Origin of the sequence: Rugosimonospora africana (genome assembly GCF_016862975.1) — a bacterium.
Classification (GTDB): domain Bacteria; phylum Actinomycetota; class Actinomycetes; order Mycobacteriales; family Micromonosporaceae; genus Rugosimonospora; species Rugosimonospora africana.
Window position 1 is genome coordinate 242,142 of sequence record NZ_BONZ01000030.1, and the last position, 25,730, is coordinate 267,871.

22 protein-coding genes are annotated in these 25,730 nt (G+C 70.5%); 14 read left to right on the forward strand and 8 right to left on the reverse strand.

Features of this window, described 5'->3' with window-relative positions; genetic code table 11:
- The first annotated feature begins 166 nt into the window (after nucleotides 1–166).
- The 6 genes from Raf01_RS16165 (at nucleotide 167) to Raf01_RS16190 (ending at nucleotide 6,996) form a co-directional block, all read left to right on the forward strand.
- A complete protein-coding gene (locus Raf01_RS16165; protein ID WP_203918697.1) occupies nucleotides 167–2,506 on the forward strand; it encodes a glycoside hydrolase family 31 protein in 2,340 nt (779 codons plus the stop codon).
- 227 nt (nucleotides 2,507–2,733) lie between these two features.
- Complete coding sequence (locus tag Raf01_RS16170; RefSeq protein ID WP_203918698.1) at nucleotides 2,734–2,934, forward strand: hypothetical protein; 201 nt, start codon at nucleotides 2,734–2,736, stop codon at nucleotides 2,932–2,934.
- A gap of 373 nt (nucleotides 2,935–3,307) precedes the next feature.
- Nucleotides 3,308–3,895, forward strand: a complete 588-nt coding sequence (locus Raf01_RS16175) for a MauE/DoxX family redox-associated membrane protein (RefSeq protein ID WP_203918699.1) — start codon at nucleotides 3,308–3,310, stop codon at nucleotides 3,893–3,895.
- 70 nt (nucleotides 3,896–3,965) lie between these two features.
- Complete coding sequence (locus Raf01_RS16180) at nucleotides 3,966–4,466, forward strand: TlpA disulfide reductase family protein (protein WP_203918700.1); 501 nt, start codon at nucleotides 3,966–3,968, stop codon at nucleotides 4,464–4,466.
- A 92-nt stretch (nucleotides 4,467–4,558) separates the two neighbouring features.
- Nucleotides 4,559–6,370: an ABC transporter ATP-binding protein gene (locus Raf01_RS16185; RefSeq protein ID WP_239133650.1), complete on the forward strand. Its 1,812-nt coding sequence runs from the start codon at nucleotides 4,559–4,561 to the stop codon at nucleotides 6,368–6,370.
- On the forward strand, nucleotides 6,367–6,996 hold the full coding sequence (locus tag Raf01_RS16190; RefSeq protein ID WP_203918702.1) for a S26 family signal peptidase: 630 nt from the start codon (nucleotides 6,367–6,369) through the stop codon (nucleotides 6,994–6,996). Before Raf01_RS16185 ends, Raf01_RS16190 begins: the two co-directional genes overlap by 4 nt.
- A gap of 66 nt (nucleotides 6,997–7,062) precedes the next feature.
- On the opposite strand, the gene Raf01_RS16195 is transcribed toward Raf01_RS16190, so the two are convergent.
- The 3 genes from Raf01_RS16195 to Raf01_RS16205 form a co-directional block, all read right to left on the reverse strand.
- Nucleotides 7,063–8,577 (reverse strand): glycoside hydrolase, encoded by a 1,515-nt coding sequence (locus Raf01_RS16195; RefSeq protein ID WP_203918703.1) that lies wholly within the window; start codon nucleotides 8,575–8,577, stop codon nucleotides 7,063–7,065.
- Nucleotides 8,578–8,726: 149 nt separating this feature from the next.
- The gene (locus Raf01_RS16200) at nucleotides 8,727–9,656 is read right to left on the reverse strand and encodes a dihydrodipicolinate synthase family protein (protein ID WP_203918704.1); all 930 of its coding nucleotides are present in this window, start codon (nucleotides 9,654–9,656) and stop codon (nucleotides 8,727–8,729) included.
- Nucleotides 9,653–10,972 carry an HEXXH motif domain-containing protein gene (locus Raf01_RS16205; RefSeq protein ID WP_203918705.1) on the reverse strand — a complete coding sequence of 440 codons (1,320 nt, stop codon included), beginning with the start codon at nucleotides 10,970–10,972 and terminating at the stop codon, nucleotides 9,653–9,655. The genes Raf01_RS16200 and Raf01_RS16205 overlap by 4 nt, the downstream gene beginning before the upstream one ends.
- Nucleotides 10,973–11,114: 142 nt before the next feature.
- Between Raf01_RS16205 and Raf01_RS16210 the strand changes: the two genes are divergently transcribed.
- The 3 genes from Raf01_RS16210 to Raf01_RS16220 are packed head-to-tail and all read left to right on the forward strand — an operon-like array spanning nucleotide 11,115 to nucleotide 16,003.
- Complete coding sequence (locus tag Raf01_RS16210; protein ID WP_203918706.1) at nucleotides 11,115–11,369, forward strand: FxSxx-COOH-like cyclophane-containing RiPP peptide; 255 nt, start codon at nucleotides 11,115–11,117, stop codon at nucleotides 11,367–11,369.
- A 15-nt stretch (nucleotides 11,370–11,384) separates the two neighbouring features.
- Nucleotides 11,385–15,110 carry an FxSxx-COOH system tetratricopeptide repeat protein gene (gene fxsT / locus Raf01_RS16215; RefSeq protein ID WP_203918707.1) on the forward strand — a complete coding sequence of 1,242 codons (3,726 nt, stop codon included), beginning with the start codon at nucleotides 11,385–11,387 and terminating at the stop codon, nucleotides 15,108–15,110.
- A 2-nt stretch (nucleotides 15,111–15,112) separates the two neighbouring features.
- Complete coding sequence (locus tag Raf01_RS16220) at nucleotides 15,113–16,003, forward strand: hypothetical protein (RefSeq protein WP_203918708.1); 891 nt, start codon at nucleotides 15,113–15,115, stop codon at nucleotides 16,001–16,003.
- On the opposite strand, the gene Raf01_RS16225 is transcribed toward Raf01_RS16220, so the two are convergent.
- The 4 genes from Raf01_RS16225 to Raf01_RS16240 form a co-directional block, all read right to left on the reverse strand.
- Entirely contained in the window at nucleotides 16,004–18,256 is a 2,253-nt protein-coding gene (locus tag Raf01_RS16225) for a hypothetical protein (RefSeq protein ID WP_203918709.1), read from the reverse strand.
- A complete protein-coding gene (locus Raf01_RS16230) occupies nucleotides 18,253–19,161 on the reverse strand; it encodes a hypothetical protein (protein ID WP_203918710.1) in 909 nt (302 codons plus the stop codon). The genes Raf01_RS16225 and Raf01_RS16230 overlap by 4 nt, the downstream gene beginning before the upstream one ends.
- A complete protein-coding gene (locus Raf01_RS16235) occupies nucleotides 19,158–19,988 on the reverse strand; it encodes a hypothetical protein (protein ID WP_203918711.1) in 831 nt (276 codons plus the stop codon). The genes Raf01_RS16230 and Raf01_RS16235 overlap by 4 nt, the downstream gene beginning before the upstream one ends.
- 278 nt (nucleotides 19,989–20,266) lie before the next feature.
- A complete protein-coding gene (locus Raf01_RS16240) occupies nucleotides 20,267–20,533 on the reverse strand; it encodes a helix-turn-helix domain-containing protein (protein ID WP_203918712.1) in 267 nt (88 codons plus the stop codon).
- A 75-nt stretch (nucleotides 20,534–20,608) separates the two neighbouring features.
- On the opposite strand from Raf01_RS16240, the gene map reads away from it, so the two are divergent.
- Nucleotides 20,609–21,427, forward strand: coding sequence for a type I methionyl aminopeptidase (gene map / locus Raf01_RS16245; protein WP_203918713.1), 819 nt, complete (start codon nucleotides 20,609–20,611; stop codon nucleotides 21,425–21,427).
- A gap of 147 nt (nucleotides 21,428–21,574) precedes the next feature.
- Here map and Raf01_RS16250 read toward each other — a convergent pair whose 3' ends face one another.
- Complete coding sequence (locus Raf01_RS16250; protein ID WP_203918714.1) at nucleotides 21,575–23,257, reverse strand: DUF885 domain-containing protein; 1,683 nt, start codon at nucleotides 23,255–23,257, stop codon at nucleotides 21,575–21,577.
- Nucleotides 23,258–23,438: 181 nt separating this feature from the next.
- Between Raf01_RS16250 and Raf01_RS16255 the strand changes: the two genes are divergently transcribed.
- The 4 genes from Raf01_RS16255 (at nucleotide 23,439) to Raf01_RS16270 (ending at nucleotide 25,711) form a co-directional block, all read left to right on the forward strand.
- Nucleotides 23,439–23,792, forward strand: coding sequence for a Rossmann-fold NAD(P)-binding domain-containing protein (locus tag Raf01_RS16255; RefSeq protein ID WP_275412993.1), 354 nt, complete (start codon nucleotides 23,439–23,441; stop codon nucleotides 23,790–23,792).
- 61 nt (nucleotides 23,793–23,853) lie between these two features.
- Nucleotides 23,854–24,462 carry an RNA polymerase sigma factor gene (locus Raf01_RS16260; protein ID WP_239133651.1) on the forward strand — a complete coding sequence of 203 codons (609 nt, stop codon included), beginning with the start codon at nucleotides 23,854–23,856 and terminating at the stop codon, nucleotides 24,460–24,462.
- A 139-nt stretch (nucleotides 24,463–24,601) separates the two neighbouring features.
- On the forward strand, nucleotides 24,602–25,294 hold the full coding sequence (locus Raf01_RS16265) for a hypothetical protein (RefSeq protein WP_203918716.1): 693 nt from the start codon (nucleotides 24,602–24,604) through the stop codon (nucleotides 25,292–25,294).
- 111 nt (nucleotides 25,295–25,405) lie between these two features.
- Nucleotides 25,406–25,711, forward strand: coding sequence for a hypothetical protein (locus Raf01_RS16270; protein WP_203918717.1), 306 nt, complete (start codon nucleotides 25,406–25,408; stop codon nucleotides 25,709–25,711).
- Nucleotides 25,712–25,730: the final 19 nt, after the last annotated feature.

Here is a 25,730-nt window from a genome sequence, read left to right on the forward strand (position 1 = left end):
CCCTGCCGCCCCGGAGCCGCAAACCCTGCCGCGCCGGAGTCGCAAACCCTGCCGCCAGCCGGAAAAACTGTCCGGGTCGCTTGACAGCGGCGAGCCCGCCCGGAATACGATCTTGAATGTACATGCGTCGATGACTCCGTCACGACCCTGAGGAGGGAACGCCGGAATGCGCGATCGTGTATCCCGAAGATCGGTGCTCACCGGGCTCACCGCCGCGGCCCTGGCCCCGATGGCCCTACCGGAGAAGGCAGGCGCGGATCCCGGATCCCAGCCGCGCACGACTGGCCACGAACACTCGACGCTGGAGTCCTCCGCCCTCAGGGTCGAGGTCACGGCGTCGCCCTACTCCTACCGGGTCATCGAGAAGTCGACCGGCCACGTGCTGGTCAGCCAGTCGGAGACGCGGTTCACCGCCGGCAGCCAGCTCATCGCCGCGGAGGCGACCGTCACGAGCCGGAGGAGCAAGGCGCTGGAGGCGCGGCTGAGCCTGGTGGGGACGAGTGACACGGCGCGGGTGCGCTTCACCTTCACCAGCCCCGAGGTGCTGCAGGTGTCGCTGGCACTCGACAACGGCGCGGCGAGCGCCATCCGCGAACAGTTCGTCGACCGGGGCGAGCACTACTACGGCCTCTGGGAGTATTCCTACAACGGCACCGGCGGCGCGCTGGACAACCGGGGCGCCGAGGCCGTCGCGTTGCGCGGGTCCTCGAATCCGCCGGTGGGCAGCGGGGACCCGTCGGCCCGCGCACCCTTCTACCTGACCTCCGGCAGGTACGCCGTCTATGCCCCGTCGGAAGCCAGCGCCCGCTACACCACGGGCGTCGGTGGGGTGACCAACTTCGAGTTCGACTCCCCGACGCTGACCTACCACGTCATCTACGGGCCGACCTACGCGCAGATGCTGCAACGGTTCAACACGCTGGCCGGCGGCGCGCTCATGCCGCCGCTGTGGGCGTTCGAGCCGATCTTCTGGCGTGACGACCACACGAACGCGACGGGCCAGGCCCAGCAGGGCGCCGCCAGCGCGCAGGAGCTGGTCAGGATCGACGCGGACAACCTGCAGCGCTACCAGATCCCGTCGGCGGCCATGTGGATCGACCGCCCGGTGGGCTCCGGCGGGGGCGGACTGGTGGGTTGGGGCAACTTCGATTTCGACCTGCGGGCCACCTCGTTCCCCGATCCCGAGGCGATGATCGCCGATCTGGCGCGACGGGGGATGCACCTGTTGGTCTGGATCGCCAACCGGGCCAACAACTCGATGCTGACCGACCCGGCGTTCACCCCGTACCTGTTCGACGCCGCCAACGGATGGCCGATCGACACCGCCAATCCCGGCGTGGACCTGCGGCAGCGGGAGGCATACGACCACTTCAGGCAGAGGCTGCAGGAAGGGTACGTGAACCTGGGCGTACGGGGATACAAGATCGACCGTGGCGAACAGGGCGAGTACCCGGCCGCGCTGGAAAACGAGCTCGGCGTCCTGATGACCAGGATGGCCCGCGAGTCGGTCGAAGAGGTGTTCCCCGGCGACGGCTTCGTCTTCGGTCGCAACGCGCACGACACGTCCCGCAGATACGTGGCGGTCTGGAACGGTGACAGCGACGCCAACGCCTCCGGGCTGGCCGATTCGGTCAAGCAGGTCATCCGGGCCGGAGTGATGAACTTCTCGATGGCCGGCTCGGACACCGGTGGCTACAGCGGCACTCCCAACAAGGAGACTTTCGCGCGCTGGCTGGAGTTCAGCACGTACGTGCCGATGATGGAAGTGCTACTCGGCCCCAACCGCACCATCTGGACCAACTACGACCAGCAACTCATCGACATCGCTCGTACCCAGACCCAGGCCCATCACGACCTGATTCCCTACGCCCGGTCATACCAGTACGCCTCGACGAAGACCGGGATGGCCGCCGTCCGCGCCATGCCCATCATGTTCGAGAACGACCCGGCCGTGGCCGACATGTGGGACGAGTACCTGTACGGCAACGAACTGCTGGTGGCCCCCGTCATCATGGCGGGAGCCACCAGTCGTCAGGTCTACCTGCCGGCCGGCACCTGGATCGACTACAACGACAAGACCACCACGTTCACCGGTCCGGCCACCATCACCGCGGTTGCGCCCCTGGACACCATCCCCGTGTACGTCCGCGCGGGTGCGATCGTCCCGCGTGGCGACATCGTGCGGTCGAACAACAACTGGACGCCCGACTGGGCGCCGACCCTGTCCCTGGAGGTCTTCCCGGCCCGGGGAGTCGACGGCTTCTTCGACTACTACACCGGCGGCGAGGTGCGGAGAATCACCTGTTCGACGACCCACACGGGAGCCATCCGCCTGCGGTTCGGCAACCTGGGTACCGGCGGTGCGGTGCAGGTTCACGTCGACCACTTCTCCCGGGTCACGAGGAACGGTGTGAGACTGGCTGCGGGTCACGGCTTCCAGTTCGATCCGGATGCCCGGCGCCTGACGGTCCCGTTCTCGGGGGCGACCGACATCCAGATCAAGTGATCTCCCGCCGGTAGGTCACCGCACGTTGAGGGGCTGCTGCACGCCGTGCAGCAGCCCCTCAACGCGCCCCGCGGCCCGTCGCGCCCTGTCCGGCTACCGCGTGGGTTGTAGGTCGGGATCAATCCCGGGGCGGACGTGAACCATCGAACCCGCCCATAGCCTCACTCTTTGACAGGTGGCGGCCGGCACTTGGAGAGTGACACGTTTCGTTCGGGTGAGGAGTAGGGATGTTTCGCAAGCTGGAAGCGATGGGCAGCGGCCTGCTCGGGCTGTTCGTGCCGAGAGTCGATGCCGGCGCGTGCGGCGCCCAGCAACTGGAGCACTACGGCTCCTGCTGGCAGTGCGAAAGCCAGTGCGGTTACTGGGCCAGTTGCGCCGCCGAGTGCCGGTCGGGCTGTGGCTGTCAGGTCATCTACTGCGAGTGCTGATTCCTGAACGTCGCCGCGCCTGTCTGCTCGCTTGACACGTTCCGATCCCGTGAGGAGTGCGGATGTACCGGAAGTTGGAAGCGATGGGCAGCGGTCTGCTCGCGCTGTTCGTACCGAAGGTGGACGCCGGAGCCTGCGGCGCGGAGTACCTGACGTCCTACAGCTCGTGCTGGCAGTGTCAGAGTCAGTGTGGCTACTGGGCAAGCTGCGCTGCCCGGTGCCGGTCGGGCTGCGGCTGTGAGGTCGTTCTCTGTTCATGCTGAATCTCGCCAGTCGCCGCGCTTCCGGGCCCGACCAGGGTCCGGAAGCGCCGACGCGGGCGCGTCACCGGTAGGCCGTAGCGGCAGCGGAGGACACCGTGCAATATCTCGCGTTGGGTATCCGATGTCTGATCGGGACGGTATTCATCGTCTCGTCGATCAGCAAGGTGGCGGGGCGCTCCGCCTTCGGGCAGTTCGTCGCCTCCGTGCGCGGGTTGCGCCCGCCCACGGCGTTGCCCGTTGTGCCGACGGCGGTCGTGGTGGTCGCGGCGGAGTTCGCGGTCTGTGCGCTGCTGTGCGCCAACCTGGTCGTCGTGGGATACGCGCTCGCGGTGGCTCTGCTGGTCGGGTTCTCGGTGGCCATCGCGGGTGCCCTGGCCCGCGGCGTACGGGCGTCCTGCCGGTGCTTCGGCAGTTCCGGCGCGCTGCTGGGACGGCACCACATCGCCCGCAACGCCGGGTTGGCGCTGGTCGCGGCGTGCGGACTGGTCGTCGGACATCCCGCCGGAGGCGTGCAGCCCGGCGGTGTCGTGCTCGCGGTGCTCGCCGGCCTGATTCTTGGCGGGCTGGTCGCCGTGCTCGACGACATCGTCGACCTGTTCCGGCCCCTGACCGATGGCGCCGCGCCGCCCCGCCGTGCCAGCGTCACCACCCCGCCGGCGGCCGGTGTCGAGTCGGGCCAGATCGTGAAGTCACAGTGAGTCGAGACGACCGGAGATGTCGATGCCTTTCGTAATCGCCGCCATCGCTCTTGTTGGCATGGTCTGCGTTGTGAATCTGGTGCTCAGCGTCGGCGTGATAAAGCGGCTGCGCGAGCACACGGCGCTGTTGTCGGCCACCGGCGTGCCGTCCCAGCCGGCATTGACGATCGGCGACGCGGTGGACGCGTTCGCCACCACGACCGTGAACGGCGAGTCGGTCAGCTACGAAGACGTGACCGCCGAGACCCTCGTCGGCTTCTTCACCCCCGGCTGCGGGCCCTGCGAGAAGAGGCTTCCCGAGTTCGTCGCCTATGCGCGCACGCTGCCGGGCGGGCGCGACCGAGTACTGGCCACCGTCGTCGCGTCCGATCCCGCGGAGGCCGCCGGTTACGTCGCGGAACTCGGGCAGGTCGCCAGGGTGGTGCTCGAAGACAGCACCGGCGTGGCGACCCGTGCCTTCCGGGTCAGCGCCTACCCGACCGTACTCATGGTCGCGCCCGACCCCGACGGTCGCGTCCTGGTCACCGCTGACCGGATCCGGTTGGACCGCGCGGTCGTCGCCGCGGCATGACCGGTCCCGCACGCACTTCCGGGGCGGGTCCCGGCGGTCGTCGATTCGGCCGCATCCGTCGTGGCCTGCGGCTCACAACGCTCGCGCGCCGGGTGGCCGCCGCGTGCGCGCTGGCCCTCGTCGCCGCCCCGGCGACCGTCGCCTGGTACGTCGTGCTCACCCTCACCGCCGGTCTGGCGCCGGTGGCGGCCGCGTGGCTGACCAAGCTGGCCCTCGACAACCTCGTCCAGCGCGGCCCGCTGGGCTCGCTTTTCGCGATCGTCGGTGGTCTCGCCGCCGTCGGCGTGATCGCCGCGGTGCAGCCGCCGCTGACCCAGTACCTCCGTGCCGAACTGGATCGCCGGGTCGGCCTCCTGGCCCAGAACCGGCTGTTCACCGCCGTGGACGGCTTCGTCGGCATCGGCCCGTTCGAGAACCCGGTCTTTCTCGACCGGCTGCGACTGGCCCAACAGTCCGGCGGTACGACGCCCAATCAGGTGGTCGACGGGGTGCTGGGCATCGGCCGGGCCGCGCTGACCATTGCCGGGTTCCTCAGTTCCCTGCTGGTGCTGGGTCCGCTGATGGCCGTTGCCGCGCTGGCGTCCGGGCTGCCGGCGTTGGTCGCCGAGCTGGCCATGTCCCGGCGGCGAGCGCGGATGTACTGGAGGATCGGCCCGGCCGAACGTCGTGAGGCGTTCTACGGCAGCCTACTGTCCACTGTGGAGGCCGCCAAGGAGATCCGCCTGTTCGGCATCGGCACCTTTCTCCGGGAAAGGATGCTCGCCGAGCGGCGCACCGCCAACGCGGCGAAGCGCGCCGTCGACCGGCGGGATGTGCTCCAGCAAGCCGGCCTCGGGTTCATCGCCGCGGTCGTGTGCGGCGCCGGGCTGATGTGGGCGGTCAGCGCGGCGCGCGCCGGCCGGCTGTCGGTCGGCGACGTGACCGTGTTCGTCGCCGCGGTCGCCGGCATGCAGGGAGCGATGGCCACGCTGGCCAACCAGGTCGCCCGGGCACACCATGGACTGCTCATGTTCGACCACTACCGCGCGGTGGTCGACAGCCGCCCCGATCTGCCCATCGCCGCGCCGCCCGCGTCCATGGCTCCACTGCGCGAGGGCATCGAGTTCCAGGACGTCTGGTTCCGCTATTCAGACCAGCATCCGTGGGTACTGCGGGGGGTCAACCTGCGGATTCCCAGCGGCGGCTCGTGCGCGCTGGTGGGTCTCAACGGCGCGGGCAAGTCGACTCTGGTCAAACTGCTGTGCCGGCTCTACGACCCGACCCGTGGCGTGATCCGTTGGGACGGGAGGGATCTGCGCGAGGTCGACCCGGCCGAACTGCGACGGCGTATCGGTGCGGTCTTCCAGGACTACATGGAGTACGACCTCACCGCGGCGGAGAACATCGGCCTCGGCGACGTGGACGGCTTCGGTGACCGGGAGCGGATCGAGACGGCCGGCCGGCAATCGGGAATCCACGACAAGTTGGCCGGCCTTCCGCAGGGATACGACACCTTGCTGACCCGGATGTTCTTCATGGAATCCGAGCGGGACGACCCGGAGACCGGTGTGGTGCTCTCCGGCGGCCAGTGGCAACGCATCGCGCTGGCCCGGGCGCTCATGCGCAACCGCCGGGACCTGATGATCCTCGACGAGCCGTCGGCGGGGCTCGACGCGGAGGCCGAGCACGAGGTCCACGCGTCACTGCGGCGCCTGCGCAGCGGACAGACCAGCCTGCTCATCTCACACCGCCTCGGTGCCGTACGGGACGCGGATCTGATCGTCGTGCTGTCCGACGGAAGCGTGGTCGAACTGGGGGACCACACGACACTGATGCGCCGCGGCGGCGAGTACGCCCGCCTGTTCGCGCTTCAGGCTTCCGGATACCAGCCGCGGGACGAGCTTCAACCGTCGGTTTCCGGATGAGCGACCAACCGGCGCCCGGCGCGATCCGGACGATGCCGATCGACGGGATGGAAAGCCGCGGTCGCGGCGGCCGTCGCGTCCACCGGTGGGGCGCGGTGGTGATTGCCGTGGCCCTGCTCGGTGATGCGCTGCTTGCCGCCGCGCTGGGTCAGACGTCCGGCTGGGTCGCGGCCTGCGCGGTCGCCTGCGGGCCGTGGCTCGTGCTGATGGTGGCCGGGGCGGTGGCAGCCAGGCGACTCGTCGCGGTGAGGGTGAACGGCGACAGCATGTCGCCGACCTACCGCGACGGCGACCGGGTGATCGCCCGCCGTCGGGTATCGATTCGGGTGGGGCACGTGGTGGTGGTCGAACAACCATCGGATGCCGGCGGCTGGCCCGGCCCGGTGCTCGCGCGCGGGGCGGGAGCCCGGGCGGTTGCTGCCCGCCGATGGATGATCAAACGGGTTGCCGCGGTGCCGGGTGACCCGACACCGCCGGTACCCGGTCTGCCAGGTGGCACCGTACCGGCCGGTGCGCTGGTGCTGCTCGGTGACAACCAGCGGTCCAGCTTCGACTCCCGGCAGATCGGGTACTTCCCCCTCGCGCGAGTGCTGGGTACGGTCCTGCGCGCTCCGGCGCCACGGTAGCCCCGGCGGCGGTAAGCCCGCGCCGCCCGGCGCCGCCGGTGCCGGACCGGCGGCGCCCGGCGGCGGTCACCGGCTCACGTTGTCGATTTCGAAGCTGACCACGGCGTTGGTCGGCGGGGTCGCGGTGAACGACTTGCCGTTGAGGGTGAGGTCGGCGCCGCGTTGGTACTGCCGGCCGATCGCGCCGTTCGGGTCGGCGTCGGTGGTCCAGGTGCGTACCGTGGCGCCCGCGGCACCGCCGACGGAAGAGAACCGGGACAGGTCGTAGGTGACCCGCTGCCCCGCGCCGCCGCGCACGGTGACCAGCGCGAGTCGGCGCGCGACCGGATCGTAGCCCGCGACCGTGGCCTGGTCTCCACTGTCCACAATGGTCATGCCGGGCCGGATGTGCCGTGCGTACTGGGCGTAGACGAAGTACTTGTTCGCCACCCCGCCGAGTGTCCCGCTGACCGTCGTCGTGTCGTAGGTCGCCGCGACCATGCCCCAGGTCAGCCCATCCACCGGCTGCCAGTAGCACCACGCGGTCGGGTGCAGGTACCGCAGGTCCAGCGTGATCGCGTAGGCGAGGTAGAGCCCGTGCGCGTACCCCTCGCCGTACTCCGACTGCCACAGCCGCTTGCCGTCCGGGTGCACCGCGCTGTACAGCGGCGAGCGCGCGGTGCCGTCGTTGCCGTACTCGTAGCCGTGCACGTTGACCCGCCCGACCGCGGCCTTCGTGGCCGCCGGGAACCCGGTCCAGGTGGCGCGCGCCGCGTCGTAGCTGGTCTCGTCGGAGGCTGCCACCAGCGTCGAGGTCAGGCCCCTGCTGTCGAGCTCGTCGCGCAGGTATCCGATCACCTGCCGCTGGATCGCCGGATCGACGTGGCAGCCGAGCTGAGTGCCGTTCGCGGTCCACCAGTTCGCCGACGGCTCGTTGAACGGGTCGATCGACCCGACCGGGATTCCCCAGGCGTCCTGGGCGTATCGAGCCACCGTCGCCAGGTACACCGCGTGCTGGCGGTAGTTCCAGGACTGCAGGTTGTTCGTGCCGTCGGCCGCCCCGCACGGATTGTGGTTCAGGCACATCCACCACAGCGGGGAACAGGAGAACATCTCGAACACGTTGGCGCCGCGATCCCGCGCCCTGGTCATCATCGCCCGCTGCCGGGGGTCGGCCTGCCAGTTCCAGCTCGCCGAGGCCGGGTCGGTGCTGTTCCAGTCCAGCCAGTAGCCTTCGGTCCGCTTGTACGGCGCGCACGTCGCCGGCATGGTCATGGTCACCGGTGGTGAACCCACGGCGCGGTACGTGCACGCCCCGACGTCGTAACGCACCACGTTCAGGCCCAGCCCCGGATACTGCGCACCCTGGTAGGTGACCGTGTCGCGAGTGTAGAACAGGTCGGCGAGCGTGTCGTTGGTGCCGAAAACGTTGGCCCACCAGGACAACGCGGCACCCCAACCCTCCCACGTACCGTAGCCGGCACTCGGGTCGACGATCGTGGTGTAGTCGGCGTGAGCCGTGCCCGCACCCAGTACCGGGGCGGCTGCCGCCGCCACCGTCGCCGCCGCGGCCCCGCCGAGTACCCGTCGCCTGGTCACCATCGCCGCCACCTCCGCATTCCGCCCCGGTCTCATCCACGATCGTTGACCGTGTGACGCGGGTCGACATCCGGCGGTAGGTGGACGTGCGGGGTAAACCCTGGTCGTAGCCGGGCCCGGACGCCGAGCGGAAGCGCCGGCGGCAACGAGCTTCAGTGCGCGAACAACTCCGGCAGGATCCGGCGAGCCGTACGGCGGGCGGCGGCGACCGCCTCGTCCGGGGCACCGCGCAGTGGCCACCGTGGACGGGTACCGATGTCCGCCCAGGCTCCGACGGCCGCGAGAAACCGGTCGAGCGCCGGATTGGACAGGCCGTCGGCCTGGAGCGGCGCGACGTGTTGCGCGAAGAACACGGCGATGCGTCGTTCGATGTCCATGCCGGCGTCGGGGTCCTGTCCGATGATGTCGTACCAGCGAACGGCTCCGGTCGGTGACATGGCGGCGATGTTGGAGTAGCTGCCGTGGGCGCCGAGTGCGATGCCGGACGCGAGGGTGTGGCCCGGCACGAAAATCGAGCAGTCCGGGGCGGCCCGCCTCATGGCCTCGAACCAGTCGTGGTCGCCGCCCGCCATCTTCACGCCGATCAGGCTCGGCACCAGCTCGCAGAGACGGCGCAGCAACGCCGGCGGTACCGGGGTCTTGGCGTGTGGCGGGTTGTAGAGGACCAGCGGGACCGGGTCGGCCACCTCGGCGGCCCTGGCCACGAACGCGACAACCTCGTCGTCGTGCAGCCGCAGCCAGTCCGGAAGGATCACCTGGAACGCGCCGGGCATCAAGTGCTTGGCCCGGCGTACCCGACCGAGGGTCGCCTGTGCGCCGGGATGGCTGGCGCCGATCTGGTACGCCGTCCCGGCGGCCGTGCAGGCGCTCGCCAGCAGCTCGCTGACCCGGTCGTACTCGTCCTCGTCGAGCGTGATGAACTCGCCGGCCGTACCGTGGGCGTACACGCCGTCCAGCCCCGCGGCCAGGAGCGCATCGAGCTGGTCCGCCAGGCGGCCCTCATCGATCCGGTCGTCGTCGTCCAGCGGGAGCAGGATCGTTCCCCAGACCCCACGAAGCTCACCAGCCGTCAGCGGCTTCATCTGTCCACCTCACCGAATCTGTCCACCTCACCGACCTTCCTCGGATGTCGTGCAGCCCGCTCATCGCGGGCGGCGAGCCCGGCGCCGGGAAATCGGGGCGCGGGGTCCGGGCGGCCGATGGGCCCGTGCGCGCGCACCCAGCGGTCGCGGTGCCGCTCCGCCACCTCGGCGGCCTCCCGGCGAGCCGCCGCGGGTACCGTCTCGGACCAGCCCTCGACCTCCGCGAGTACGCCGGTGACCAGCCGCCGGCCCAGTTCGGTGAGCCGGTCGGCGGCGAGCAACCGGGCCGCGGTGGTGCGCACCGCATCCCGCCACCGCACGTACTCCACCTGCGCGGAATGCTCACCACCCATCTCCCGCCGCCAGAAGTCGGCGATCGCGAGGTGGGCATAGACGCCCTGCAACACACCGCTGAACGGGCGCGGATCCGGCCGCCAGGGCGCGTAGTGCCGGCCCGCCGGGCCCGGAGACAGGAGCGGGAACAGGTCCATCAGCGCGGAGAGCTTGGCGTGCTGCAACTCGTGAGCCAGCGTCACCGCGACGGACCGCGCACCGGTGGGGCTGGACATCGCGATCGCGCCGAACGCGTGCCGGGCGGTCGCGCTGACCGTGCCGCTTGCCGGCTCGGGCAACGGTGCCAGCAGGGTGATCGCCTCGACGAACTCGTCCGCCACCGGGCGGTGCCGCTCGACCAGTACCCGCCAGCCCGACTCCACCCCGGCCTGCCAGCGTGCCGCGGTGGGGTCGTCGGTGCGCGGCCCGGCTCCCAGGTCGAGCCGGTCGAAGAACAGCGTGAGCGCCAGGTCCCGGTGCGCGGCACGGATCCGCGGCACGGGGTGCCAGCCGGGCCCGCCGACGGGTACCCGCCCGGTGGCGGCAACGATTTCCGGGCCCGCCGGCCCGGCGACGAACTCCACCGGCGCGTCCCCGGCCGGCAGTACGGCGACGCCGAGGGACGGCAGTACGACCTGCCCTGCCGGCCAACCGGGCAACGGTAACCGGGCCGGTCGAGCGGCCCGGGTCGCGGCGGCCGCGGCCACCGCGGTGAGCCGTTGCGGCTCGGCACCGGCCGGGTCGCCACCGGCCGAGTCGCCACCGTGCAGGGCCAGTGCGGTCCGCAACGCCCAAGCGCCCACCGGCGGGTAGTCCAGCACCGCCCCGACCGCCTCGGGCGCGGACCGCTCGACCTCCCGCAGCAGTTCGTACGCGTCCGTGGTGAGCGTCCGGTGCGGATGCCCGGTGTCACGGGCCAGGGCGACGACCGCGCCGATGGAAAGAATGACTTTGCTGCGTTGCGCCGCCCGTAAACTCCTCATGGCGTCCGGGCCACCCCGGCCGCCGCAGATCGCCCCGAATACCGCCGAATTGACGCGGTGCGTCGTCGCATTCATCGAACCATTCCTCTCCGGAATGCCGAACCGGAGGATTTGACTCGGACGCGCTGATCAGGGGTCTATGATGGCGCGGTTCCTCCTGATCGAGGCGGGTACCAGGGGCGGTGGTTGGTGGATGGGCGTTGACGACGCCGATCTTATCTCGGATCTGTTGGACCTCAGGGGTAAGGGCCTGCGGGAACTTGACGACGTGCCGGACGGCGCAGTGCTGTCCTCGCTTCGCCGCCTGCTCAGCGACGAGGACGGCACCGCCGCCGCTTTTTACGGGTTCCAAAACGCGATGGTTGATCGGAGAATAGAGCCGCCCACTCCCTCGTGACCGACGTGGAGCGCTATGACGGATCGAGGCCGAACGGAAGCGACCCGGGCGCCCGCTCCGGTCGTCGTCACCTTCGCGACCGTCCGCGGTGACAATGCGCCGGCTTCCGGCGATGTCGGGCTGGCGGGCATCGTCGCCAACACAGCGGTGGCTCTGTCCGGTGTGGACCGTAGCGTGCTGGTGCTCGATTCCGGCGCCGGCGGGGGACTGGTGCTCGACTTCCTCGCACCGTTCCTGATCGGCCCCAGCGACGCGACGGACAACCTCGATCCCGAGGGCGCCCGGATGGCCGGCCGGTTCGCCGACGAGCCGCTCACCCTGTTCCGGCACGCATCGCCGACCGGCCGTGGCTTGATAGACGTGCTCGGACCGTTCCACTCGTTTCCCCGGATCATCGGTGACGACCTGGACGGCGGGCCGGGCGGCGAGTTGCGGGCGATCCTGCGCCGCACTCCCTACGATGTCGTGCTGCTCGGCATGACCGCGGAGACCGAACCACAGGTCCGGCTGATCGCCGACCTGTCCGACAAGGTGGCGATGTGTTTCGCCCCGCAGTACAGCCGGATCCGGGACGCGGCCAAGGCGGCGGTCGGCATCCGGGACGCGGCCATCGCACCGCCCCGGACCATCGCGGTCACCTCGTTCGACGCGAGCATGGCGCCGCGCGCGAACCAGACCATCAGTGACGTCCGGCAGCAGTTCAGCGTGCTCGGCCCGACCCTGGACGACCGGATCGTACGGGTGCCCGGCCACTCCGGCCCCCGGGCGCTCGGGCTGCTGCTGGAAGACCCGGCGCAGCGGCGGCCGGCCGGCGCGATCGAGGCGTACGGCGAGTTGTTGAGTTTCATCCTCGACGGGCACACCGCCGCGCTGACCCGCACACCGCGGGCGGTACGCGAGCGGTACCGGCGCGGCCTCGCAGGGCGCCCGTTGCGCACCGAGATGCGGGCGATCGTCGTGTACGCGCCGGCCGACCGGCCCTGGGCGGACTGGGCGGGCGAGCAGTTGCGCAACGCCGGGTTCAGGGTCGGCGCTTGGCCGGCCGACCAGGATTGGCTGGACGATCGGGTCGCCTGCACGCTCGTGGTGATCGGATCGGGAGCGTTCAGCGTCTCCACCACCTCGGTGTCGATCACCGACGTGGTGCGGGCGCGCACCGATGTCGATGCCGTTCTGGTGCAGGTCGAGCCGGGCGGCGCCGACGCCTATCCGGCGGCTCGGCCGATCGACCTGACGACGGCCGTCGAGTTTGAGGGCACCCGCCGGCTGCTCGCCGGGCTCGGCTTGGCCGACGCCGGGCTGGAAAGCGACGGGCGGGAGCCGCGATACCGCTATCCCCGGTCCGTGGTGGCCGTCCGGGCGGCGACGCTGTCCGTTCCCCGTCGCAGCGAGTTGATCGGCCGCAACGACTACCTGGAACAGATCCGCGACGCCCTGGTGGATTCGGCGGCGGTCGGGCTGGTGGTGCTGGACGGCGACGGCGGCGCTGGCAAGAGCGCGATCGCTCAGGAATATGCCCACCGCTTCGCTTACGACTACGACGTGATCTGGTGGATCGCGGCCACCGACCAGCAGAGCGTGCGAACCAGCCTGGCCCGGCTCGGCTACGCGATGGGCGTGGAACCGTCGGCCGACATGGTGGCGGCCACCTTCGAGGCGCTGCGCCTCAGCCCACCCGGGCGGACCCTGCTCGTCTACGACGCCGCGGACGACCTGGCGGCGGTGGCCGGCCTGCTGCCGATCAACAGCGATGGGCACGTCATCGTCACCGCGGCCACGACGACGACCGGCACGGTGCTGGCGGTCCCGTACCGGACGTTGTGGCTCGACTCGTTCGAACCGGCCGAGGCGGTGGCGGTGCTGCGCACCTACGCCCCGGCCCTGCCGATGCGGGAAGCCGACGCGCTGATCGCCGCGACCGACCCGCTGCCGCTCAGCCTGCACCTGGTGGGCGCACTGATCCGGCACTCCGCCGGGCACGCCGAGATGGACCGGGGATTCTCCGCGTCCGAGGCTGCCGCCCGGGCCGCGGACGACGTTCGCCGGCAACTGCCGGATCGTTCCTTCGCCGCCATCCTCGGCATCACACTGACCACACTGGACGAACACGACGCGACCACTCGGCTGACCCGGCGCCTGGCTGAGCTGTGCTGCTTCCTCGACCCGGCCCGGATCAGCCTGTCGCTGCTGCGCTGGCCCGCCATGGTAGAACAACTCGCCGCCGCGGCCGGCATCGACGCGCGGTCCTTGCTGGACGAGCCGCTCGACCTCGACCAGGTGATCTGGGTGGGCCACGAGTTGGGAATCTTCTCGGTCTTCTGGGGGGCGGGGGCCGAGTTGCGGATGCATGGCCTGGTGCGGTCGCTGATCCGCGACGCCATGTCCCCCGAGGAGCGGGCGCAACGGCAACGGCAGGCGGCGCTCGGGCTTGCCGGCTACGCCGCCGGCCGGCTGCGGGACCCCGGCGTCCTCGCCGAGTTGCGCCCACACCTGCTTCCCTCCGGGGCGCTCACCTCGACCGAGTGGCCGGTACGCCGGTGGGTGCAGGAGCAGCTTCGCTGGATCTCCGAGGACGACGACGTGGTCGCCCGTACCGGCACGCTGCGCATGGTCGAAGAGGCCCTGCGCGCCTGGAGCCTCGACGGCGATCCGACCGAGAAACTCATCCTGCAACTGGCCACGTGGCGCGCCGACCTGCAACGGATGATGGGCCTGCCGCACCTGTCGCTCGTCAACGACCGGGAGCTGCTCGAGCTGGCGGTCGAGGTGCACGGGCCGCGCTCGGTACGCGCGCTGACCGCCCGCCGCGGCTCCAGCGGTGACCTGCGCGGGCTCGGTGAATTCGATCAGGCTCTGGTACTCGACCAGCGCACCTGGCGGCAGTTCCGCGACCAGTTCGGCGACGATCATCCGCAGACCCTGGCCGCCGCGCACAACCTCGCCACCTCCTACTTCCTGGCCGGCGCCCCGGAACTGGCGCTGCGTCACGAGCAGGACACCCTCGACCGGCGGCTGGCGCTGTTCGGCAAAGACCAGTCGCTGACCTGGTGGTCGATGGCGCACACCGCCGCCTACCAGCGGGAGCTCGGCCTCTACGCGGAAGCCAGCCGGCAGCTGTACGACGCGCTCGACCGGGTGCGCGTCTCCCGTGCCGCCAACCATCCGGACGTGCTGCGCATCAAGGGACAGCTGGCGATCGCCGAGCGCCGGCTGGGCCGGTACGCGGTCGCCCGCCAACTCGACTGGGACGGGCTCAACGGGTACCGGCACGCCTTCGGCAGCAACCACCCGAGTACCCGCGCCTGCCAGCTCAGCCTGGCGATGGACCAGTACTACCTGGGCGAGTTCACCACCGCGCTGCAGCTGGCCGGCGAGTGCCTGGCAGGCTACGAGTCCTCGCTGCCCGCCGGCCACCCGTTCATCGAGGTGTGCCGGGCCGATCTGGCGCTGGTCTCGTGGAGCGCCGACCGGGCACCCGCCGCCCGTGACCTGGCCGCCCAGGCCACCGAAGGGCTCGAGGCCCGGCTGGGCGACGCACACCCGTGGGTGCTGGCCACCCAGCTGAACGTCGCGGGCATGAATCCGGACACGTCGCCGGGCGAGTTGCGCCACATCCTCGAACTGTGCCGCGCGTTCCTGCATCCCGGCCACCCGTACACGCAAGCGGCCGCCGACGCGGCGGCGCGGGCGCCCGGCGACACCGCCGTCGCGTTCATCGACATCGACGTGCCGGAGGTGTGACGGTGACGCGCGAGCATTCGCGGCTGTCCGAGCAGGAGGACTCGCTGCGTGAGTCCTGCGAAGCGCTGCTGGGTCAGGTGCCCGATCTGGTCCACCTGAGCCTGATCATGGACGGCGAGCACCGCTTCTCGGTCGACCGCGAAAACAGCGCCGAGATCCGTGCCCGGCTGGCCGCCGAGGCGGCAGTGCACGCATTCCTGCAGATACACGAGGCGCTGCAGGTGGCGCGGACCGGCGCGCTGATCCGGCTGCTGCTGCACACGAGCCGAGGCGCGCTGCTGGCATACACGGTTCCGGGCCGTGGCCACCTCATCGGCTTCAGCTTCGGCACCCGGCGTGCCGAGATCGACGAGGCCGACCGCGCGCTGTCCGACCTCGCCTCAACGGCACGCGAGCTCGCGATGCTGACCCTGCAGAATCCCGGTGGCTGGCTGACCCCCTCGCCGGACGAGCCGATCGAGCCGCCCCGTACCGAGCCGGTCATCACCGGGATCGTCGACGAGCGGGTGCTGGAAGCGTGCGAGGCGAGCGTCAACGAGGTACTCCAGTACGTCCTCTACCTCGGCACCGGCGGCCGGGTCTTCGCGGTCGACCACTTCGACCTGTTCGAGCCGACCACCGATGGCAGCACGTCGCCGGGCCGGCGCCGGCGGGTGTACCGAAGCCTCGCCGACGACCTGCAGACCGACCTGCGGGAACTGCGTCGGCGGGTCTCCCCGGTGCTCGGCCGGGCAGCGCACACCGCGGTACTCGACGTCGAACACGGCGCGGTGCTGGTGCGCTGGCTGCCCGGCGAGCGCCAACTGATGGGCGTCACGGTGCACCAGGAGCAGGTGCACACCGCCGAGCGGATGTTCGCCGAACTGGGCGACCGTCTCGTCGGTCTCTCCTGATCAGGCACGCCGCACGGCGGTGGGGCCGGTCAGCTCGGCCTGCACCCGGGCGGCGAGGTTGCCGAACAACTCCGGTGCCCGGATCACCCCGGGGCCGGCCGCCAGCTCGCCGAACGGGTCGTCCAGATCGGCCGGGAACCGGACGGTGAGCTGGCGCAACTCGTCCACCTGGAACAGCGGCAGGAACTGGCACGTGTTCGAGTACGTCGCGCAGATCTCGTCCAGGGCGTCGATCGCCGACCGGTGGGGCGCCTGCGTGAAGTTCTCGTACCAGTCGCGCAGTGCATTCCGGAACGCGAGGATCAGCTGCTGAAGCAGGACGACCACGCCGACCGCCTTGGCGACCTTGTCGTCCTCCCGCAGCCGGATCCGCAACGTGGCCCGGGCTCCCTGCGCGTCGGTGCCGAAGACCTCGGCCAGCACGGCGTCCACGCGTTCGAGCACATCAGCCAGGACCCGCAGCGCGTCGTCCAGCATCCCCTCGGCGACCGCGGGCAACGTCACCGCCGGCGGGAGAGCCGGCGGGGTGCCGGATGCCGTCTCCGGCGCCGGCTGCATCCGCCGCATCTGCTCCAGCACCTGGTCGAGCTGCTTGGCGTGGGTCTCGCGCAACGTGTCCATCGCGAGCGCGACCTCGGCCACGTAGGTGTGCGTCAGAAGCTGCCGGCGGTTCATCTCGTCGACCCGGTCGCCGACCCGCACGACCGGGTCTCGGGCGCTCGACGACAGGCGCCCCAGGATCGTGCGCACGGCCGCGCTGACGTCGGCGACGACCCGGCCCGCGTTGGCCACGACCGGTTCGGTTCCGGTCAACCTGGTCAGGGCCGCCTGAGCATCGCTGGCGAGCAGACCCACCACCACAACCAGGAACTCGGTGAGCGGCGCGTCCTTGGCCAGGCCGATGATCCGCCGGCGCTCGGCCGTCAGATCGTCGGCGTCCAGCACGTTGTCGACGACCAGGATCGCGCAGGCCGCCCCGTCGTCGCCGGCCTCGATCCAGAAGTCGACGTGGCTGGCCTGCGACTCACCCGGGTAGTAGTCGTCCTCGTACGCCCAGCTGTTTTCGTTCAGCGCGCGGGCGATCTCATCGACGACCGACTCACGGTCCTGCTCCTCGACGTACTGCCGGGCCGCCGCACGCACCGTCTCCCGGTCGATCGTGCCGCCGGGCCCGGCGCCGACCCGCATCAGCCGGCGGCAGAGCCGCAGAATCGCCCGGGGAATACCGGCCGTCAGGTCCGCGACCTCCGCCAGCGCCTCCCGGTCGAACGGCGAAGCAGGCGAGCGAGCCGCGACCAGGTCGGCCACCTGCCCGTCGCGAAACGGCGCGGTCCGCTGGATCTCGCCGATCCGGTCGCGCACCTGATTGGGTAGAGCCTGCACGAACGACGGCAACCCGGCGAGCACGACGAAGGCGCCCGCCCCGGTGGCCGCCGCGAGGAACCGCCGGAAACCGGTGGCGACCGCGGCGCTCACCGGTACTCCGGCCGGGAACACCAAATCCAATTCGTCCAGTACGATCAGCACCTTGCGACCGGTCGCCCCGAGCGCGGCCACCAGGGCCCCCATCGCGGAGAGCACCTCGACGTCGCCGCGCAGTGCCGCACCGATGCCGCGGTCGCGCAGTACCTCGGCCGGCTCCTCGCCGCGCAACCAGCCCTCGACCGCCGCGCCGAAGCCGGGCCGTACGAGCAGGCCGAGCGCGGTCGCGACGTGCCGGTTGCCAGTCACGGCTCGCAGCCGCTCGCCCAACTCCTGCCGGTAGGTGCTCTCCATCAGGCCGAGCCGCTGCACCAGTCCGACCGGGTCGGCCAACCGGCCCGCGCGCAGATCCGCCACCAGCGGCTCGCCCGGCTCCCAGCCAGCCAGCGCGTCGGCCACCACGTGCGCGTAGAGGTCGCGTACGCCCTCGCACAGCATGCCGTCGTTGCCGCTGAGCGCCTCCGCGAACGGCTTGAGCATGGTGGCCAGTTCGGTCGACTCGGCCTGCAGATAGACCGAGAGTGCTGGCGGCTGGGCGGCCTCGGCGACCGACCGCAGCACCCCGGTGAGGAAGGTCTTGCCGCTGCCCGGCACTCCGGTCACCGCGAGCACCTCGCCCGGCTGATCGACGGGCCGGGATCCGGTGTCGACGGCGAGATAGGACCGGAACAGGTCGAGGGCCGCCTGGACGGCCGGGGTGGTCACGGCGGTCGACGGATCGATCGGCCCACCGGACTCGGCCGCGTTCGTCGGGAAGGGGTTCACGGTCACCAGCCGCCCCTCTCGTTGCCCCGCCGCAAGTGGTAATACAACAGCAGTTCCTTGTTCGTCACCTGTGCCGGCTGGGGCGGCCCCTTCGACAGGATCTCGTCGTAGATGCCGTGCAGCATGATCTGCAGTTCGCCGATCGACATGGCCCGGGCGGCGATGAGCCCGGGGAGCAGGTCGGGTTCGATCGGCGGCGGCGTGCCGCCCAGCGGCCACGTGCCGGCGTCGACGACCGGCTTGAACCGCTGGGCCACAAACGTGTCACCGTCTGCCTTGCGCAGCGGCCCGACGTCGAGGAACAGCGCCTCGGACGGAAACTCGCCCAGCTTGTTCTCGAGCGCGTGGGTCGCGGAGGTCTCGGTGAAGACCAGCATCTTCGGGCCGATCATCTGGGCGTAGTACAGCAACTCGTCGATCAACTCGTCGGAGGGAGGCAGCACCAGCGTGACGAAGGTGTTCGGGGGCAGCGCCTCGTCGAGCAGCGGGTAGATGCGGTCGGCATCGTCCTTCGCGTCGTGGATCGGAGTGTCCGGCCGGACCACCCCGACACTGCGCAGTTTGTCCACGAGTTGCTGACCCGTCGCCCTCCGGCGGGCCGCCACGCTCTGGTCCTTGTCGGAGTAGGGCCGCTTGCGGAAGACGTGCTGGAACCAGCTCGGCTCGTTCGCCGACTCCAGCCAGCGCACGCACCGATTGATCAGCGCCGTCTTCCCGCAACCGGTGGCGCCGAGGGCCACCACCAGGCGGCCCTCGCGCAGCACCCGCGCCCCGTTACCGAAGTCCGCCTGGAACCGCCCGAACGATTCCTCGGCCCGGTCGACATCGACGTAGTCCTCCATGGAACCGTGGACAGTCGGGTCTAGCGGCGTCTTCGGGGTGTCGCACCCCTGAACGAGGAACGGATTCATCGGGTCTCCGCTGTGTCCCGTGCCCGTCGGCGCCAATGTTCATGTCGATAGGCAACATGCTCGGCATCGCGCGCGAATTTATCAAGCTCGTCTTCGACAGCACCAGCACTGGCCCGCCGCTGGTCGCGTGGTATCGCCGCCCATCGCTCGGTATTCAGCATTGCGCGGCCGAACCGGGCACCGCGCAATTCCCGCAGCAATTCGCCGGGGCGATCCCAGGACGACCGTGCGGATCCGATCCGGCCCAACTTCGCTTCGAGATCGTTGAGGCGTTCGATGACTCCCCATTCACTCACGCTCGTCGGTGCCCCGTCCTGCCAGCCACGCAGATAGAGCTGCACGGCGACGGCCAGGGACTGTACCGATCCGCGCAGGTCCGCGGCGTCCTGCCGGCGGCGCGTCGCTCGGTCCCGGCCGGCGGTGACCAGCCAGGTGAACCCGGCCCCGATCGCCGCGGAGAACAACGTGGTCGCCGCGGTGATCACGAGATTCGTGTTGCTGGGACGGGTGTTCGCGCCGGATGTGCCGGCGGCCGCGCGCAGTGCCGCGCAAGTTGTCTGGAACGCCGCCGGATGGTCCAGTCGCCACTGCTCGATCGTCAAGTCGGCGCCGCCGACCCGAATGAGATCCGGCGATGTTCCCTCCCCGCCCTTTCCCAGTGCGACCGCGGCATCGACCAACTCGGCGCGGTGCGCGAGACAGTAGACAATCGCCCCGTCTTCCGCTGGCCCCGCGGAAGCCACCGAAGTGGGCAGCGACAAAACCATCACGACCCCGACCGCCGCCGCGGCGAGCAGCCCGAGCCGGGCGGCTGCGGACCATGCCATGCCGGAACCTTATCCCGTGCATGCCTTTCGGCCCCTAATCCGATCGGCTGCCTTCGACCTGCTACCCGTTGAAGCGAACTCCACCACATCGCTCTCCTTGATGATGTGGCCCTTTCCGGCGATGACGCCGGCGAATCCGCCGGCCCGGTTCAGACGTCCGCCGCCGCGACCTCAGGGTTGCGGTGGAGGAGCCGTGACCTCAGGGTTGCGGTGGCGGAGCCGTGATCTCAGGGTTGCGGTGGAGGAGCCGTGCCGACGCGTTCGATGACCGCTGGTCTTCAGGACGCCTGGCGGATGGGCATGTCGGCCAGCCAGACGTCGGCCAGGTCGCTGAGCGGGACGTCGAGGGCCTGGCTGAGGCAGACCACGGTGCCGAACGCCGGTGCGGGAAGGCGGCCCGCCTCAATCTTGCGCAGCGTCTCGGGGGAGATGCCGGCCGCCAGGGCCACCGCGGCGGAGCTGCGGCCGGCCCGCGCGGCCCGGAGGGCGGCTCCGAGGCGCTGGCCTGCTGCGATCTGTTCGGCGGTGAGTGGTTGGCGAACCATGCCAGCAGGATATCCCTCCGAGCGTCCCCGATCCGACGTGGTATAAAAATACCGCATCTGGAGAGGGAGGCTGTCGTGATCGAGCTCAAGTCCGCCGAGGAGATCGGCCGGATGGCGGTGACCGGCCAGTTCGTCGGCGAGCTGCTCGCCGAGCTCAGCGGTGTCGCCACAGTCGGCGTCAACCTGATGGACCTCGAACACCACGCCCGTCGACGGATCAGGGAACGCGGCGCCGAATCCTGCTACTGGGACTACGCCCCGTCGTTCGGCCGCGGCCCGTTCCGCAACGTACTGTGCCTGTCGGTCAACGACGCGGTGCTGCACGGCCTCCCGCACGACTATGTCTTGCGGGACGGTGACCTGCTCAGCATCGACATGGCGGTCGGCATCGACGGCTGGGTCGCCGACTCCGCGCTGTCCGTCATCGTCGGCACTCCCGATCCGGCCGACCTGAAGCTGATCGAGGCCACCGAGGTCGCGCTGGAGGCCGGCATCACCGCCGCCCAACCCGGCGGCCGCCTCGGCGACGTCTCCGCCGCGATCGGCGAGGTGGCCCGCTCCTACGGCTACGGCGTCAACGCCGAGTTCGGCGGCCACGGCATCGGCCGCACCATGCACGAGGCCCCGCACGTCTCCAACACCGGCCGCGCCCACCGCGGCATGAGACTCGACCCCGGCCTCGCCATCGCCATCGAGCCCTGGCTCTGCCGCTCCACCGACAGAATCACGTTCGACAGCGACGGCTGGACGATCCGCTCCGCCGACGGCTCGCGTGCCGCCCACTCCGAACACACGGTCGCCATTACGACTTCCGGACCGCGGGTGCTGACCCGCCGCCCCACTCGCGGCGCCCCCTCGGCCGACCCCACCAGAAAGCCCGCCACGGCCTCCTGACCCACTTTCTGCCCCGGGGCGTGAGGGGAGCAGTCGCCGGTGTGCCCGCTCAGAAGTTCGGGACCCGCAGGTGACTGGGCTCGATGACCTGGGTCCGCAGGCGCAGGGACTGGATCGTCTTCTTGAGCTGGTCGAGACCCACGGCGGCTAGGGCAGCGCCCGCTCGGCTGTCCACTCGTCGACGAGTTCGGCGAGCACGCTCAGCGGCAGTGCGCCGCTGCCGAGTATGACATCGTGGAAGCCCCGGATGTCGAAGCGCGGACCGAGCGCTTTCTCCGCCGCGGCACGGATCCGTTGGATTTCCAGCCTCCCGACCATGTACGCGAGAGCCTGCCCGGGTGCCGCGATGTACCGGTCGATCTCGCTCTCCACCTCGATGGGCATGACCGGGGTCTGTTCCATCAGGTAGCGCGCGGCCTGCGCCCGGCTCCAACCCTTGGCGTGCATCCCGGTGTCGACCACCAGTCGAGCGGCCCGGAGCGAGTCGGTGCTGAGCATGCCGAGAAGCGCGATGTCGTCGGAGTAGAGTCCCATCTCGACCGCGAGCCTTTCGCTGTACAGACCCCAGCCTTCCGTGTACGCCGTGAACGGCGCGAGCCGGCGCAGCATGGGCAGGCCGGTCAGTTCCATGGCGATGCTGGATTGGAAATGGTGCCCGGGCACCGCCTCGTGGAACGCGGTCGATTCGGACTGTGTCCGGTCCCGCTCCTGCGCTTCGTGGGTGTTCGCGAAGTAGATGCCGGGACGGGAGCCGTCGATCGCCCGCGGCGTGTAATACGCGCCCGCCGCGCCGGGAGCCTCGTCAGCCGGTACTGCCCGGACCTCACAACCCCGGTCCGGTAGACGGCCGAACCACGACGGCGCGGCCGCCTCGGCGCGCGCGACCGCACTGCGGGCCGCGTCGAGCAACTCGTCACCGTCGCGCCACCGCAGCGCCGGATCGTTGCGGAGCCGATCGAAGATGTCCGGCAGCTTCGTGGTGCCGAACGCGCGACCGCCGATCTCGCGATACTCCTCGGCGAGTTGTGCGACCATGCGCAATCCGGTCTCGTGCAGCTCTTCGGCGGAGCGCCGGGTTGTCGTGTGCATCGCGATCAGTCGCCGGTAGCAGTCCTCGCCGTCCGGCAGGAAACACAGCCCCGGGTGATCGGCGTCGCGACTGTGGGGAGCGATCTCGGTGCGTAACGTCTCCCGATACGCCGCGTAGGCCGGCCGCACCTCGTCGCGGATGACTCCATCCCGGCGCGCCGAGTAGGCCGCCACGTCGATACCCGAGTCGCCGGCTGGAACCGGCCCGCGCAACGGGTCGTCGGCGTTCGCCAGATACCGCTCGATGTGCGCGGCAGCCGCTTCGACCAGGTGCCGCACCGGCAGCCGCCCGGTCGCGATGCCCGCGCGGTGGCGCTCGGCCAGCGCACCCAGCAGGCCGGGAATGGCGCCCAGCCGGTCGACATACGCGTCGGCCTGCTCGCCGGTCGACATCGTGGTCATCGGAAGGGTGAACAGGACGTCGGCCGCCGGCGAGGTGAAGGAGTCGCAGATGGTGAACTCGGCGAGGCGACACGCGCCCCAGGTCCGCATGTCAGCTGCCTGGCGCATCACCACGGCGCGGGTCACCCGTTCCTCCGGCGTCAGCGTGTTCACGTCGATCGCCGCCGCCCGCGCCTCGATCTCCGCGACTCGCGCGCCGAACGCGTGCTCGGCCGCCTCGCGATAGTCGGGCAACAGATGGTCGCGCGGACCGGAGAACCCGAGAAGGGTGGCGATGGTCGGACTGCTGTCGAAGAACGCCTCCAGCAGCTCATCGGCGAGTCCGTCCACAGCGGCCATGTCAACTCCCAATGTCGTCTCCGCTCCATCGCGAGCGAACACTCGTCGCTCGCGCGCCGTCGCCCGCGGTCACCGCGGTCACCGCGATCACCGCACGGAGCACGTTGCCACACGGGTACGACAAGACACCGCGACGTGAGTCAGGGCCGGGCCGGCGACGGGTACTGATATCGCCGGGCCGATCGACCACTTGGCCTACACGGCTGGAGAGCCCCTGCGGCTGACCATGATGCCCGACCTCACGCCGGAGGTCGCCCGTAGCTTCTGGGAGACCCGCTACTTCGGCGCGCTCAGCATGGTCTGGGCGATCACCCAGGCTGGCGCCGTACGCGACGGTGGCTCCATCGTGCTCACCGGCGGCAATGCCGGTCAGCGCCCCGCGGCCGGCTGGGCGCTCGGCGCGAGCAACTGTGGGGCGCTGGACGCCCTGACCCGGCAACTCGCGACCCCGGCACCTCGATCCTCGTCGATGGCGACGCCGTACTCGTTTGACGGTTACCGTCCACGACGCCGGGACGGCGGCCCCGGCGTGTAGCGTGCTGACCTTGTCGGGTCACGGTCGTCGTGGAATGGATACGGAAATCGGCTGAAACACGGTGTTTGAGGACGATGAGCTCGCCGCATCGCTGAAGATGGCGGTCGCCGGGGACGAGGAGGGCTTCGCCGTTCTGTGGCGATCCCTGCAACCCGCGGTCTTGCGGTACCTGCGTGTGGTGGTCGGTGACGCGGCGGAGGACGTCGCGTCGGAGACCTGGCTGCAGGCCGCTCGCGATCTGCGTGGCTTCGACGGCGGTGTCCCGGCGTTTCGTGTCTGGTTGTTCCGGATTGCCCGGCATCGCGGCATCGACGAGCTGCGCCGGAGGGGGCGGCGGCGGGAAGAGCCGACAGAGTCCATCGAGGAGCAGGCCGCCCAGTCACCGGTCCGGGATGTCGCCGCCGAGGTGCTGGAAGAGATGGACACCGCGTGGGCGCTGGAGCTGATCGCGACGCTTCCCCAGCATCAGGCCGAGGCGGTGATGCTGCGGGTCGTGGCCGGGTTGGACGTGGGCTCGGCGGCCGAGGTACTGGGCAAGCGGGCGGGGACGGTACGGGTGGCGACGATGCGGGGTCTGCGACGCCTGGCGGCGGACCCTCGGGTGCGGGCCTGGGAAGGCGCGGCGGGAACCGGCAGCGCAGCGGCCGTTTCTCCGGCCGAGGGGATGTAACGCGATGCGGTGGCGGCGCGCTCTTTGGAGTGCGATGCATACGTGGCGAACTGGTCGGATCGGCCTGACGGAGGCGGACCGGCTGGTTGCCGGTGAACCGTCCGGTCCCGACTGTCGGGGGCTGGGCGCACTACTGAACGTGGCCAAGGCACCCGCGTCAGAGGAGGAACTGGCCGGGGAGCGGGCCGCGGTCGCCGGGTTCGCCGCGGCGTATCGGGGTGCCGTGCCGACCGGTGTGCCGAAACGACGACGCCGTGCGTGGATACCACTGTCCGCCAAAGGACTCGCGGTAAAGGCGGCGGCCGGAGTGGCGGTCTTGCTGGCCAGCGGCACCGCGGTGGCGGCGGAGACCGGTAACCTCCCAGCCGGCGCGCAAGAGCACGCGCACAGCATGTTCTCTACGCTGGGCGTGCCGGCTCCCGATGCCGGTGGTCGGCCCACCGGTGCCGGACCGGCCGGCGTCGCCGGATCTGTGCGGCCATCGACGCCGGCCATCCCGACCCCGGGCGCCAGCGGCACCACCCCGGGGCCGAAAGACCCGGCGATGCTTGCCCTGTGCCGGGCGTGGGATGCCGAGCGGAAAGACCCGCACGGCAAGGCGATGGCGGCGGAGGACCGTCGGGCACTGTCCGCGGCGGCCGGCGGTCAGTCGCGTGTACCGGCGTTCTGCGCCGCGCTGCTCGGGGAGCCGCCGGACAATGCCGCCACGACGCACCCGGTGCCGGCCACCGCGACCCCGAGCCACTCGGACAACGGCAAGGGCAATGGCGGCACAGGCGGCAACCCGGACGGGAACAACGGCGCCCGCCCCACTCCAAGCCCACACCGCTAGCGAGTGGCACTGAACTTCACGGCGGCGCCATCGGATGTAACGCGATGGCCCGGCCGGTCGCTCCTTCGCACCGGATACACCTGGCCACCTCAATCATCTCGAAGGAAGACTGTGTTCAACGCGTACACCATCCTGCTCATGCTCAGTGGTTTGCTGCTCGTCGTCCTCGGTGCGGCGGTGAGCGGCCAGGGGACCGGATCGCGGGTGCTCAGCATTCTGATCGGCGTCGCCTTCTTCGGCTACGGCTTCTACCTGGCGTTCATCTTCACCGGCGGCGAGTACCGCGTGTTCTACTACGCCTTCGTGGTACCGTTCCTGGTCATTTTCCGCATCGTTTCGGCGCGGCGGGCAAACAAGGCGCGGATGCAGGCCCCAGCGTCGACGAGCGCTCCCGTCTACCCCCGCAAGGAAGGTTGAGCCCTGTCGTGACCGCTCC